The organism is Micromonospora sp. R77 (assembly GCF_022747945.1).
Taxonomy (GTDB): domain Bacteria; phylum Actinomycetota; class Actinomycetes; order Mycobacteriales; family Micromonosporaceae; genus Micromonospora.
The window spans coordinates 4,523,553-4,536,300 of record NZ_JALDST010000001.1 but is presented as its reverse complement, the minus strand read 5'-3'; the positions used below and the strand labels follow the sequence as shown (position 1 = coordinate 4,536,300).

Genomic DNA, 12,748 nt, shown 5'->3' with positions numbered 1-12,748 from the left:
ACCGACACCCCCGGTGATCTGGCTCACGACTGTCGGTGCGGTCTGATTGACTGGTCGCCGTGGACCTGCCGATCAATCCCCCGGTCGAGCCGATGCTGGCCAAGAGCGTGCCGGAGCTGCCCACCGCGCCCGGCATGACCTACGAGCCCAAGTGGGACGGGTTCCGCCTGATCATCTTCCGGGACGGCGACGACGTCGAGCTGGCCAGCCGGGGCGGCAAGACGATGACCCGCTACTTCCCCGAGGTGATCGAGCAGGCCCGCAAGCAGCTGCCGCCGCGCTGCGCGGTGGACGGTGAGCTGATCGTGATCCGCCGGGACGGTCCCGGTGGCCAGCCCCGGCTCGACTTCGAGCTGCTCGCCCAGCGGATCCATCCGGCCGCGTCCCGGGTGAAGCTGCTCGCCGAGACCACCCCGGCCGACTTCGTCGCCTTCGACCTGCTCGCCATCGACGACGAGCTGCTCACCGACCAGCCCTACCCGCAGCGCCGGGCCCGGCTGGAGCAGGCCCTGGCCGACGTCCGCCCGCCGGTGCACGTCACCCAGGTCACCACCGACCCGGACACCGCCCGGCGCTGGTTCGAGGTCTTCGAGGGCGCCGGGTTGGACGGCCTGATCGCCAAGCCGGCCGACCTGCCGTACGAGCCGGGCAAGCGGCTGATGTTCAAGGTCAAGCACGCCCGTACCGCGGACGTGGTGGTGGCCGGCTTCCGCTGGCACAAGTCGGGCCCGGTGGTCGGCTCGCTGCTGCTCGGCCTCTATGACGACGCGGGCGTGCTGCACCACATCGGGGTCAGCTCCTCGTTCACCGCGGCCCGGCGCAAGGAGCTGCTGGACGAGCTGGAGCCCTACCGGGACGTCGGCGCCGACCACCCGTGGGTGCACGGCGACCACGAGCGGGGCCAGCGGATCCCCGGCGGGGTCAGCCGGTGGACCGGGACGAAGAACCTCGAGTGGGAGCCGCTGCGTCCGGAGCTGGTGGTCGAGGTGGCCTACGACGCGATGGAGGGCGACCGGCTGCGGCACACCGCCCGGTTCGTCCGCTGGCGGCCCGACCGGGATCCGCGTTCCTGCCGCTACGACCAGCTCGACCGGCCGATCCGCTACGACGTGGACCAGGTGCTCGGCGGCGACCCGGCGGCGACCGTCGGCGACCGGCCGGCCCCGGCGTAGCCTGGCCGTCGACCGATCACGGAAGGCTCCCACGTGACCCGCTTCTCCGACCGGCCCCGCCGGACCCGGCTCGCACTGGCCGGGTTCGCCGCGGCGGTGGTGCTGACCGCCGGCTGCACGCTGCCCGCGTTCGCGCCGACCACCGACGCCGTGGGTGAGGCCGCCGCACCGGGCACCACGCCGACCTGGCACGCGTGTCCCGAGGTGGCCGAGCAGTTGGTCGGTCGGGGGGCACCGGGGATGCGCTACGAGTGCGCGCGGGTCGCCGTGCCCCGCAACTGGGGCGGCGGGGCGACGACCGGCGCGACCGCCGGTCCGGGCACCGGGGAGACGTTCGAGATCTCGCTGCTGCGGGCCCGGTCCAACCGGCAGCACGACCGGATCGGCTCGTTGGTGATCAACCCGGGCGGTCCGGGGGCCTCCGGTGTGGACACCGCCGTCTACCTCTCCTTCGGGCCGTCGTTCGGCGGGCTGCCGGCCGCGGTGACCGACCGCTTCGACATCGTCGGTTTCGACCCGCGCGGGGTGGCCCGGTCCAGCCCGGTCAAGTGCATCTCCGACGCCGACCTCGACGCCAGCTTCGGCTACGACCCCGACCCGGCGAGCCAGGCTTCGTTCGACGGCTTCGCCGACCTGAACCGGCGCATCGGGCAGCGCTGCGGCGACAAGTACGGCGACCAGCTCCCCCTGTACGGCACCGAGCAGGCGGCCCGGGACATTGACGCGGTCCGGGCGGCGGTCGGCGACGACAAGCTCACCTACCTGGGCTACTCCTACGGCACCCTGCTCGGCGCGACGTACGCCCAGCTCTACCCGCAGCGGGTCCGGGCCCTGGTGCTCGACGGCGCGGTGGACCCGCAGCAGAAGCTGGTCGCCGGCTCGGAGAGCCAGGCCAAGGGGTTCGAGCGGGCCTTCGACAACTTCGCCCGCTGGTGCGCGGCGAACGCCGGTCGCTGCCCGATCGCGCCCGACGCCCGGGCTGCGGTCACCTCGGCGATCGACAAGGCGAAGACCTCCCCGGTACGCGGCAGGGGTGGCCGGGAGGCCACCGCCGGCTGGGTCTTCTACGCCGTCATCTCCTCGCTCTACACCGAGTCGGGGTGGCAGGAGCTGGCCCGGGCGATCGATCGGCTGGACGGCGGCGACCCGGCGGAGGTGTTCCGCCTCGCCGACGCGTACGCGGGCCGGGAGGACGACGGTCACTACTCCAACCTCTTCGACGCCAACCTGGCGGTGAACTGCGCCGACGAGACGGAGAAGCCGACCCGGGAGCAGATCCGGCAGCTCCAGTCGCAGTGGCGGCAGAAATACCCGCTCTTCGGTCCGGCCCTGGCGGTGGGCATGCTGGGCTGTGTGGAGTGGCCGGGCCAGCGGGACCCGTACCCGACCGGCCGGGCGGTGGGCGCACCGCCGATCGTGGTGGTCGGCACCACCGGCGACCCGGCCACGCCCTACGAGCAGACCGCGGCGCTGGCCTCGATGCTCGGGGTGGGACGGGTGCTGACCTGGGAGGGTGAGGGGCACACCGCCTACCCGCAGACGGCCTGCGTCACCGACGCCGTCGACGCCTACCTGATCTCGCTGACCGTTCCCAGAGCGGGGCTTCGCTGTCCGGCGCGTTGACCGGGGCGCGGCGCTCGGGCTCCGGCACGTCGATGCCCTGCCGGGCGGCCATCTCCTCCAGCAGGGCCCGCAGCCGCCGGACGTCGGCCTTCAGCTCCTCCTGCTCGTCGTGCTCGAAGGCGTCGTCGTCGACGATCAGCCGGCTGGCGAAGTGCGCGGTGATCAGCGGGATGACCAGCAGCACCATGGTGGAGATGAGCAGCGCGGCGAGGGTGCGCCCCGCCCAGGTGGTGGGTGAGATGTCGCCGTACCCGACGGTGGAGGCGGTGACCACCGCCCACCAGACGGAGTCGGCGGCGCTCTTGTGCTCGGCGTGGCTGTAGAGGATCCCGGCCACCACGATCATCAGCAGGTACGACGTGATCAGCGTGCGGGGTGAGTTCGCGAACCAGACGAGACCCCGGTAGATCCACCGGAACGGCAGCAGCAGGAGATCCATGGCGCACATGCTGCCCGCCGGCCGCAACCGACGCCCGTACATCGCCCGGTGTCCCTGTGTCAGGCTGCGGGAATGACCGATCTGATCTTCCGGGAGGCCGTCCGGGCCGACCTGCCGGCCGTCATCGCCCTGCTCGCCGACGACGTGCTGGGCAAGGCGCGCGACTTCACCGAGGTCGACGCCGCGTACGAGCGGGCGTTCGCGGACATCGACGCCGACCCGCGCAACCAGTTGATCGTCGCCGAGTCGGCGGGTGAGGTGGTCGGCTGTCTGCAGGTCACGTACATCCCGGGGTTGGGCCGGCACGGCGCGGAACGGTCGCTGATCGAGTCGGTGCGGGTCCGGTCGGACCTGCGCGGCCGAGGGCTCGGCCGGGAGCTGATGGGCTGGGCCGTCGACCAGGCCCGGCGGCGGGGCTGCGCGCTGGTGCAGCTCACCACCGACAAGTCCCGCGCCGACGCGCACCGCTTCTATCGCGACCTCGGCTTCGTGGCCAGCCACGAGGGGATGAAGCTGGCCCTGTGACGCCGGCACCCACCGACTGCTCCCCCGCGGCGGGGAGCCGGCTCCCCGCCGCGCGGGATGGGCCCCGGTCCGGCCCCACCGATGCTGGACGGGTAACCGAGGAACGGGGACCAGTCATGCACGTCGACACCGCACCGGCCGGCCGGCTCGCCCACCCGCGGGACGGCCGACTCGCGCCCACCTGGGCGGTCCGTGCCGCCCACCTGATCCCGCTGGTCACCCTGCCGTCCGGCCTGTGGCGGATCGCCCTGGTCGCCGGCGTGCCCATCGGTGCCTCGGCGTTCGGGGAGCCGGTCCGGCTGGGTGCCGGCGAGAGTGTCTACATCGTCTCGCTGAGCCTGGTCTCCGAGTTGCTCGCGCTGCTCTCGCTCGGCCTGGTCCAGCCCTGGGGCGAGGTGCTCCCCCGCTGGCTGCCGCTGCTCGGCGGCCGCCGGGTGCCGCCGGCGTTCGCCGTGACGACCGCCGCCGCCGGCGCCGTCGGGGTCACCCTCATCTGGGGGTACGCCGCCTGGGGCGTGGTCGTCAAGGGCAACGACCTGGACTTCTCGCCGGCCGGCTTCGCGCTGCTGGTGGCCTGCTACGCCCCCCTGCTGCTCTGGGGCCCGCTGCTGCTCGCCGTCACCGCCGCCTACCACCGCCGCCGCTGTCGCGACTGATCCCGCCGGAGCCCTCGTCGAGCGTCCGCCCAGGCATGGCTCCGCCGACTGGGGTCCGGCCCGGCCAGTCGACCTAGCCGGTCCCCCGGTCCGGGCGGTTCGGCCGATCGCGGCGGTTCGGCCGGCCCAGCTGGTTCCGCCGGTGCCGGCGGTTCGACCGATGCCCGCGGTTCGACCGCTCCGGTCGGTCCGTTCCTGTCGGCCCTGTCCGTCCTCCTTGGTGCGGAGTCTCCTGAAGAGGCTACGAGTTTGATGACGTAGATGAATCACCAGCGACGGCCGACGGGAAAGGTCTCCGCGCCCCCCGAGCGGAGCGACGGCCGTCGTCCAACCGGCACCAGACCGCCGAGCAGTTGCCCGACGTGCGGCGAGCAGCGACGCGAGACGACGGAGTGAACCCGTCGTGGGCGCGGTCGGCGAGATGCGCCGCGCCGACCTGTCGTGCGTGCCGGGCGATTCATTTACGTCATCAAACTCGTACGGAGGCGAGCAGACCCATCCGCTCTGGAGCGGCGTTGCCAGCCGGGCATGGCCAGCCGGGCCTGGCCGCGGATCATGACCGGCCCCTCTGCTGGCCCGTCATCGAGTCAGGCGCCGCCGGCCTGACCCGCCACTGCCGAAGCCGCCGCTGCCGGCCCCGCGACTGCCGGGACCAGCACTGCCGGTCCGGGCGTGCTGAACCGGTCAGTCGGCGGCGAGGCGACCGTCGCGCAGGGTGAGGGTGCGGTCGGCCAGCTCGATCAGGGCCGGGTCGTGGGTCGCCACCAGCGCGGTCATGCCACGGGCGTGCACCACCGCGCGGAGCAGGTCCATGATGGATCGGCCGGTCTCCGAGTCGAGCTGGCCGGTCGGCTCGTCAGCGATCAGCAGGTCCGGCTCGTTGGCCAGGGCCCGGGCCACCGCCACCCGCTGCTGCTGCCCGCCCGACAGCTCGTACGGGCGCTGCGCGGCGTGGCCGCCCAGCCCGACCAGCTCCAGCAGCACCGCCACCCGCTGCTCCCGCTCGGCGGCGGGCACCCGGGCCAGCCGCAGCGGCACCCCGACGTTCTCCGCCGCGCTGAGGATCGGCACCAGCCCGAAGGTCTGGAAGACGAAGCCGATGGTCCCCCGGCGTAGCTCCAGCAGGTGCCGCTCGCTCGCGCCGGTCACCTCCCGGCCGGCCACCCGCACCCGGCCGCTGTCCGGCCGGTCCAGCCCGCCGACCAGGTTGAGCAGGGTGGTCTTGCCGGCGCCCGACCGGCCCCGGACCGCGACCAGCTCGCCCCGGCCGGCGGTGAAGGAGACGTCCCGGACGGCGTGCACGGCGTGCTCGCCCCGGCCGAAGGTGCGGCTCACCCCGTCGACCCGGACCACCTCGTCCAGCCGGGCCGCCTCGTCCAACCCGTCCACCCGGGCCACCCCGTCGGTGCCGGTGGGGCCGGCCGGCGGGCCCGACACCTGTGCGCTCATGCCTCGCTCCGATCCTCGTGCGCCCGGTCGCCGGGCCGCACCTCGACGTGGTCGGGTGCCAGGTCGAGCCGGACCCGGTCGCGCAGCGACAGGGCGTCGACGAAGGACGCCGGCAGCTGCATCCGGCCGGTGCGGTCCAGCACCGCGTACTCCTCGCTGACCAGCTCGGTGCTGCCGTCGGCGCCGATCCGCGCGGTGCGACGTACCTCGGAGGAGGTCCGGCCGTCGCGGATCGCGACGGTGCGGCGGACCTGGCCGGCCACGGCGTGGTCGTGAGTGACCACCACGATGGTGACCCCCAGCTCGGCGTTGATGGTGCGCAACGCGGCGAAGACCTCCGCGCCGGTCGCCTCGTCCAGCTCGCCGGTCGGCTCGTCGGCGAAGAGCACCTCCGGGTCGTTGGCGACTGCGACGGCCACCGCGCAGCGCTGCTGCTCGCCGCCGCTCAACTGGCCCGGTCGCCGGTCCGCGCAGTAGCCGACGCCGACCAGGTCGAGCAGTTCGCGGGCCCGTTCCCGGCGGGCCCGTCGACCCCGACCCCGGCCACCGGCCAGCTTCATCGGCAGCTCGACGTTCTCCCGCGCCGTCAGGTACGGCAACAGGTTGCGGCCGGTCTGCTGCCAGACGAAGCCGACCACCTCGCGCCGGTAGCTGAGCCGACGCCGGTTCGACAGGGACAGCAGGTCGTACTCGGCGACCCGGGCGATGCCGGCGGTGGGGGTGTCCAGCCCGGAGAGGATGTTGAGCAGGGTGGACTTGCCGGAACCGGACGCACCGACGATGGCCACCAGCTCCCCCCGGTCGATGACCAGGTCGAGCCCCTGCAGGGCGACCACCTCCACCCCCTCGGTCTTGAAGATGCGGACCAGCCCGTCGCAGACGATGTGCCCGCGCAGCCGGTCCTGCCCGCCGGCCCGCTCGGCCGCGCGCTGCGCGGCCCTGCGCTGCAGGTCGGCGAGGTCCGGAAGCGCCTCGGCGGTGGCTGTCATCTCAGCTCTCCTCTCCGAGCCGGAGCACCTCGCCGAGGCGCATCCGGCGGTTGTTCAGGGCCTCCACGGCGACCGCGAAGCCGAGGGCCAGCACGGCCAGCCCGAGCACGCCGGCCACCAGGCCCGGTTCGAAACGCACCCGTACCGCCGCCCCACCGGTGAACGCGGCCAGCCCGAGCACCGGCGTCAACAGCACCGGCAGCACCGCGCCGACCAGCGCGCCGGTGAGCACCGAGACCAGCACCAGCGGGGTCAGCTCGACCAGCAGCAGGCCCCGCCACTGCCGGCGGGACAGGCCCATGGTCCGCAGCCGGGACAGCACCTGACCCCGGCCCCGGGCCCCGGCGAGCACCGCGAACGCGAGGGCGAGCAGACCCAGCACCCCGCCGCCGGCCGCGCCCATGATGAAGCCGAAGACCAGCAGTCCGTTCACCCCGCTGCCGCCGAGTTCCGCGCGGGCCTCGGCCCAGGTACGCACCTGCGGGGGCAGCGCCTCCCGGCCGGTGACCGCGCCGGCCCGCTGATAGCGGCGCTGCCCCTCCTCCGCCACCTGGCGTACCGTGGCGGCGTCGACCGCGCGGCCGTCGGTGGCCAGCACGAAACCCGTGGGGGTCAGCGGATGCGGGCCGTCCGCAGGCAGCTCCGGCCAGGGCAGCACCAGGAACCGGTCGGTGGCCGGGTCGATCGTCGGGAACTCACCGATCGTCGCGGCCACCCGCACCGGGAGCCGGTTGCCCTGCACGTCGAACCAGGCCGGTCGCCGCCCGTCGGCCAACCCGGCGGCGGCCAGGTCGGCGGCGAGCGCCGGGAGGCCAGCGCCGGCAGCGGCGTCGAGCCGTCGCCGCCCGGCCGCAGGCCGTCCGGCAGCCGCACCCGGGCACCGGAGCGGCGGGCCACCTCGGCGAACCTGTCGCCGTCGACCAGCAGCACCTGCGTCTGGGCGACCGCGCTGGGCCGGCCGACGGAATCGGCGTACGGGCGGCCGGCCGACTGGACCAGCAGCGGCGCGACGGCCCGCACCCCGGGCAGGGCGGCCAGCTCGGTCGCGGTGTCCGGGGCGAACCGCTCGCCGGTGACCAGTGCGTCCGCCGGCACGGCCCGGGAGCGGCCCGGTCCCGGCCGGCCTCGATGCCGGTCGCCACCACCCCGCAGAACGCGGCGGTGGCGACCGCCAGCACGACCACCACCAGCGGACCGGTGGTGGTGGCCCGGCCCGCCCGGGCGGTGCCGAGGAACGCCACACTCCCCCGGGCGCGGGCCGCCGCGCGACTCAGCAACCGCAACGGCCACGGGTACGCGCGCACCGCCAGCAGCGCCACGGCGACCGCGAGCAGCACCGGCACCGACACCAGCAGCGGGTCGACCGCGCCGGGCACCAGACCCCGACGGCGCAGCAGGAACGCGGCCAGCACGGCGACGGCGAGCACGGTCACCTCGACGGTGAGCCGCACGGTGCCCGACCGGCGGGCAAGCAGGTCGCTCCGTCCGCCGGCCGACCGCTGCCCGGCCAGCGCCGCGAGGGGCGGCGCCACGGTGGCGAGCAGCGCCGCCAGCAGGACGTACCGCAGTGGCGCGCCGGACCCGGGGAACAGGCCGCCGAGCAGCCAGCCCACCCCGGCGGCGGCCGGCAGCACCAGCGCCGACTCGGCGAACGCGCGCGCGGAGCACGGCGCTCGTCGAGCCGCCCCGGGCCCGCAGCAGCGTACTCGGTGCGGCGGCGGCGCGCGCCAGGCCGGCGGCCAGCACGGTCAGGCCGGCCAGCGTGGCGAGCAGCCCGGCGGCGATGACGGCGAGCAGGGTACGGGCCGCCGACAGCGACGCGGCGAACCGCCGCAGCGGGACGTCCACCCCCTGGGTGAGGCTGACCCCGGCGGGCCGGGCCCGGTCGAGGGCGGCCAGCCCGTCGATCAGCGCGCCGAGCCGGGCCGGGGTGATCCGGTCCGGGGAGATCCGGTAGCGCCAGCCGAAGCTGACCGGCCAGCCGGCGGCCACCGCCGCGGCGAGGCCGTCGTCGGCGGTGAACCCGACGATCTGGAACGGCTCGCCCTCGCCCGCGGGCGGGGTGGCCCGCAGCATCGACGGCAACGCGTCCCAGATCCCGTCGGTGCGGTCGGCGGGCCGGAACACCCCGACGAGGAGCAGCGCCTTCCTGACCCGGACCTGCCCGTCGGGGTCGGGCAGGGTGAGGCTGAACCGGTCACCGGCGTGCAGCGTGAGCGGGCCGGCGACGGTGTCGGCGAGGGCCACCTCGATCACCCCGTCGGCGGCGGCGCCCGCCGTCGGCCAGCGCCCCTCCGCCAGGGTGGCCGCCTCCCGGATGCCGCTCATCGCGCGCAGGCTCAGATCGACCAGCCCCTTGTCGCCGGTCAGCCGTGGGCCGCGCAGTCGGGTGAAGGCGGTCTGCGCGGCGTACCAGCGCTCGCCGACGGTCGCGCGGACGGCGGGTGGCATCGCGTTCTCGAGGCTCGTCAGCTGGCCGGCCCGGCCGGCGAGGACCTCGACGCCGGCCCCCGGCATCAGCTCCCCCTGCGTGCTGTACGTCAGGTCGTGCAGCGCCACCGGCTGGGCGGCCAGGTAGTCGCGCAGCCCCTGCCCGGTGAGCCGCTCGGCGACCCGGGGGACCGCCGTGACGAGCAGCGCGGTCACCGTGGTCAGCACCGCGAGGAGCAGGAAGTGCCCCCCGTACGCCCGCACCCGCCGCGCGGCTCCGCCGACCCTCATCGCTCTCCCCCGATCCGTAGCTGCACGGCCGCCACCCGCCGGCGGATGCCGGTGGTGATGACGGCGCTGAACGCCAGGGCGACCAGCAGCAGCCCGAGCGCGGTCAGCCCGATCGGTGTCCAGGGCAGCGTGAACACCGCGTCGGGCACCGGTCGGCCGGCGGCCGGGGTGAGGATCACCAGCGGCACCATGGTCGCCGCGACCCCGGCCCCGACCAGCAGGCCGACGCCGACCCCGACACCGGCCAGGAATGCCTGCTCGGCCAGGAGTGCGCGGGCCAGCAGGCGGGTGTTGGCGCCCAGCGTGTGCAGCACCGCGAACTCGGTCAACCGGTGCCGGGTGGTGGCCCACACGTCGACGGCGAGGCCGACCAGGGCGAGCAGCACCGAGCCGAGGGCCGCCGCGAGCAGGCCGGTCCGGGCCCCCAGCCAGTACGGGTCGCGGGCGGCCTGCGCCGCGACCTGCTGCCGGTCCAGCACGGTCACCCCGGGCAGCTCGGCCAGCGCGGTGGCCGCCACCGCACCGTCCCCGGCCAGCCACCACTCCGGCACCGGCCGGACGCTGCCCTGCCGGCGCAGCAGCCAGTCGGTCGCGGCGGGCAGGTCCAGCAGCACCCCCGCCTCGGCGTCGGTGGTGGCGGGGACCGACTCGACCTCGCCGACCACCCGGACGGGCAGGGAGACCCCGGAGAGCGCGAGCGTGACGGTGTCACCGGTGTGCACGTTCAGCGCGGCCCGGGCGGCCGGGGTCAGCAGGGCCGGCACCGGCCGGTCGTCCCCGGCCGGCACCACGGCGAACCGCGAGGGCGGCTGGTACGCGTACTGGCCGCCCGCGATCAGTTCCACCCGGTACGTGGCGTCCACCACGCCACTGCTGACATCGGCCGGTCCGATCGGCCCCTGCCCGGTGTCCGCGATCCGCCAGTCCCCGGCCGGCGTGAACGGCAGCGCCGCCCCACCGGCATCGGTCACTGCCAGCCCGTCGATCCGCAACCGGTAGCTGGTGCCGGCGGCCGGCCCTCCGTCGGCCTCGAAGCCGGCGAGCCGCAGCGGCCCGGTGTCGGGCAGCGGCGCGGCAAGCACCAGCCGGCCGTCGCCCAGGCCGATGCGCCAGCAGCAGCCGCCAGGCGGCACCGCGATCGCCGGTGAGCAGCGCGTTCACCGACACATCGGGTGCCCCGGACCCGTCGGCGACGTCCGCAGGGTGGCAGCGGCCGCCGCGCCCCGGCCGGGAGGGCGTCCCAGCGGGCGCGGCGCGATCCCGGACCAGCCGGTCCAGCAGTGCGGCAGTGGACGCGTCGCCGGTGGCGTCGTCGAGCCGCAGCAGCCCGGCGGCGCCACCGGCCGCGTCGAGGCCGACCACGGTGGCCGTGGTCGTCCCGGCCGAGCCGGATGTCGTCCGCGAGACCGGCAGCACCCGGTCCACCCCGGTACGGCGACCAGCCCCGCGTACCGGCCGGCCGGGGCCGCCACCCCGTTCCGCTCGACCACCCGCACGTCGGCGCCGACCTGTGCCGGGCCTGGTCCGCTGCGAGCGTTCCAGGAGGCGACCAGGGACCAGGCAGGCGATGCTGCCCCGACGGCGAGGGCGAGCAACGGCACCGGGCCGGCGTGCGGGCGGCGACCCGCCTGCCCATGCCGAACATGGTGGCCGTCCAGGGTCGCCGGTCGACGAACCGTTCGGCGAAGCGGGTCGCCGGCGGCAGCAGCCGCAACGCGACGACCGCCCCGGCGAGCACCCCGAGTGGGCGCGGCGGCCAACAGCGGGTCGATGCCGGTCGGCCCACCGGCCCCCGCCGAGGCGACGAGTACTGCCGCAGCTGGGTCCAGGCGAGCACGGCGAGCGCGACGAGGGCCAGGTCGGCCGTGGCCCCGCTGCACGGCCGCACCCGGGTGGGGGCGGGACCGAGGCGGCCATGTCGGCGACGTAGGTGCCGGCCCGGCGCAGCGCCGGCAGCACCATGGCGAGGAGCAGACAGCCGACGGCGGCGGCGACCGCCAGAGCGGACCGAGGCCGCCGCCGGCCAGGCGCAGGTCGCTGCCGAACCGCCGCAGCGCCTCCTGGGCCAGCGGCGGGGCCCAGCACCGCCAGCGCCACCACCAGCGTTGCTTCGCGTACGGCAAGTCCGGCGAGCTGACCACGGGCGGGCAGCCCGGGCGCGCAGCAGCGCGGTCTGGGCCCGCCGGTCCTCGGTCAGCAGGGCGGCGACCAGCACCAGCGCGTACCCGCCGAGGACCACGATCAGCAGCAGCGGGGTGAGCAGCGCGGACCGGCCGACCAGGTCGGCGCGGCTCAGCCGGTCGATCAGCCGGTCCATGGCGGTGGCGGTCTGCGCGGACGAGCCGAGCCCGGTGGTGTCGGGGATCTTCGCGGCGACGGCGGCGACCACCTGCTTCACCCCGCCCAGCCGGCTCGGCTCGACCGCGGCCAGGTCGGGTGCGACCAGCCAGGCCGCCGAGACGGAGCCGGGGAAGGTACGCACGAAGTCGGCGGGGTCCACGGTGAACGGCCCGTACGAGGAGGGGTCGTTGTCACTCAGTCCGGGGGCGAGCCGCCAGTACGCCTCGGTCGGCTCGCGGGGCCGCCAGGTGCCGGCGACCACCACCGTGTCGGCCCGTTCGGCGCTCCGGTCGCGCAGCGGCACCCGGTCACCGGTGTGCAGCCCCAACCGGCCGGCGATCTTCTCCGGCAGGGTCACCTGCATCGGCGTCGCCCCCGCGGTCGGCCAGGCCCCGGCGGTGAGTTCGGCGTGCGCGGGCAGGTCGGCCAGGGTGGCGAGGGTGGCGAAGATCGGGTCGTCGTCGACCCGGGCCGGTCCCAGGTCACCGGTCAGCTCCCGACCGGTGCCGTAGCGCGCGGCGGCGACGGTGGTCGGCAGCCCGCCCAGCCCGGCGGCGAACTCGGCGCGGACCGCCCGGTCCCGGTCGGCATGCGCGTCGACGTCGGCACGCCGGAAGCCACTGACCAGCAGGCTGCGCTCCTCGGCGGGCGCGGCGTCGAGCAGCCGCTGCCGGCGGCGGCGTTGCCGGTTGTAGTCGGCCAGCCCGGTGACCAGCGCGACCGCGACCAGCGCCGCGACCGCGGCGGCGAGCAGCAGCCCGCGCGCCTCCACGGCCCGCCTCCACACCAGCTTCATCCCGGCGCCTCCCCTGGCCCCCGTCGGGCCGTCGACCA

11 protein-coding genes are annotated in these 12,748 nt (G+C 75.7%); 4 read left to right on the top strand and 7 right to left on the bottom strand.

The window, feature by feature from the left end; genetic code table 11:
• Positions 1-59 precede the first annotated feature (59 nt).
• Both MRQ36_RS21410 and MRQ36_RS21405 read left to right on the top strand, forming a co-directional pair.
• Entirely contained in the window at positions 60-1,172 is a 1,113-nt protein-coding gene (locus tag MRQ36_RS21410) for an ATP-dependent DNA ligase (protein WP_242798056.1), read from the top strand.
• A 75-nt stretch (positions 1,173-1,247) separates the two neighbouring features.
• Positions 1,248-2,795 carry an alpha/beta hydrolase gene (locus MRQ36_RS21405; protein ID WP_242801274.1) on the top strand — a complete coding sequence of 516 codons (1,548 nt, stop codon included), beginning with the start codon at positions 1,248-1,250 and terminating at the stop codon, positions 2,793-2,795.
• On the opposite strand, the gene MRQ36_RS21400 is transcribed toward MRQ36_RS21405, so the two are convergent.
• Positions 2,722-3,234 (bottom strand): potassium channel family protein, encoded by a 513-nt coding sequence (locus MRQ36_RS21400; protein WP_242798054.1) that lies wholly within the window; start codon positions 3,232-3,234, stop codon positions 2,722-2,724. The two genes, MRQ36_RS21405 and MRQ36_RS21400, sit on opposite strands and share 74 nt — an antisense overlap.
• Positions 3,235-3,306: 72 nt before the next feature.
• Between MRQ36_RS21400 and MRQ36_RS21395 the strand changes: the two genes are divergently transcribed.
• Both MRQ36_RS21395 and MRQ36_RS21390 read left to right on the top strand, forming a co-directional pair.
• Positions 3,307-3,759 (top strand): GNAT family N-acetyltransferase, encoded by a 453-nt coding sequence (locus tag MRQ36_RS21395; protein ID WP_242798052.1) that lies wholly within the window; start codon positions 3,307-3,309, stop codon positions 3,757-3,759.
• A 116-nt stretch (positions 3,760-3,875) separates the two neighbouring features.
• Positions 3,876-4,415 (top strand): hypothetical protein, encoded by a 540-nt coding sequence (locus MRQ36_RS21390; protein WP_242798050.1) that lies wholly within the window; start codon positions 3,876-3,878, stop codon positions 4,413-4,415.
• Positions 4,416-5,099: 684 nt separating this feature from the next.
• Here MRQ36_RS21390 and MRQ36_RS21385 read toward each other — a convergent pair.
• From MRQ36_RS21385 to MRQ36_RS21360, 6 genes are read right to left on the bottom strand one after another with little or no spacing between them, the layout of a single operon-like run.
• The gene (locus MRQ36_RS21385) at positions 5,100-5,864 is read right to left on the bottom strand and encodes an ABC transporter ATP-binding protein (RefSeq protein ID WP_242798047.1); all 765 of its coding nucleotides are present in this window, start codon (positions 5,862-5,864) and stop codon (positions 5,100-5,102) included.
• A complete protein-coding gene (locus MRQ36_RS21380; protein WP_242798045.1) occupies positions 5,861-6,853 on the bottom strand; it encodes an ABC transporter ATP-binding protein in 993 nt (330 codons plus the stop codon). Before MRQ36_RS21380 ends, MRQ36_RS21385 begins: the two co-directional genes overlap by 4 nt.
• 1 nt (position 6,854) lies before the next feature.
• The gene (locus MRQ36_RS34015; RefSeq protein WP_242798043.1) at positions 6,855-7,568 is read right to left on the bottom strand and encodes an FtsX-like permease family protein; all 714 of its coding nucleotides are present in this window, start codon (positions 7,566-7,568) and stop codon (positions 6,855-6,857) included.
• The gene (locus MRQ36_RS21370) at positions 7,466-9,574 is read right to left on the bottom strand and encodes a hypothetical protein (RefSeq protein ID WP_242798041.1); all 2,109 of its coding nucleotides are present in this window, start codon (positions 9,572-9,574) and stop codon (positions 7,466-7,468) included. The genes MRQ36_RS34015 and MRQ36_RS21370 overlap by 103 nt, the downstream gene beginning before the upstream one ends.
• A complete protein-coding gene (locus MRQ36_RS21365) occupies positions 9,571-10,656 on the bottom strand; it encodes an FtsX-like permease family protein (protein WP_242798039.1) in 1,086 nt (361 codons plus the stop codon). The genes MRQ36_RS21370 and MRQ36_RS21365 overlap by 4 nt, the downstream gene beginning before the upstream one ends.
• Complete coding sequence (locus tag MRQ36_RS21360) at positions 10,542-12,710, bottom strand: hypothetical protein (protein ID WP_242798037.1); 2,169 nt, start codon at positions 12,708-12,710, stop codon at positions 10,542-10,544. Before MRQ36_RS21360 ends, MRQ36_RS21365 begins: the two co-directional genes overlap by 115 nt.
• Positions 12,711-12,748: the final 38 nt, after the last annotated feature.

What these genes read in the sequence shown, in the direction of transcription:
- MRQ36_RS21400 (WP_242798054.1), bottom strand. Translation starts at nt 3,234, where the DNA reads ATGGATCTCCTGCTGCTGCCGTTCCGGTGGATCTACCGGGGTCTCGTC.
- MRQ36_RS21395 (WP_242798052.1), top strand. Translation starts at nt 3,307, where the DNA reads ATGACCGATCTGATCTTCCGGGAGGCCGTCCGGGCCGACCTGCCGGCC.
- MRQ36_RS21390 (WP_242798050.1), top strand. Translation starts at nt 3,876, where the DNA reads ATGCACGTCGACACCGCACCGGCCGGCCGGCTCGCCCACCCGCGGGAC.
- MRQ36_RS21385 (WP_242798047.1), bottom strand. Translation starts at nt 5,864, where the DNA reads ATGAGCGCACAGGTGTCGGGCCCGCCGGCCGGCCCCACCGGCACCGAC.
- MRQ36_RS21380 (WP_242798045.1), bottom strand. Translation starts at nt 6,853, where the DNA reads ATGACAGCCACCGCCGAGGCGCTTCCGGACCTCGCCGACCTGCAGCGC.
- MRQ36_RS21370 (WP_242798041.1), bottom strand. Translation starts at nt 9,574, where the DNA reads ATGAGGGTCGGCGGAGCCGCGCGGCGGGTGCGGGCGTACGGGGGGCAC.
- MRQ36_RS21360 (WP_242798037.1), bottom strand. Translation starts at nt 12,710, where the DNA reads ATGAAGCTGGTGTGGAGGCGGGCCGTGGAGGCGCGCGGGCTGCTGCTC.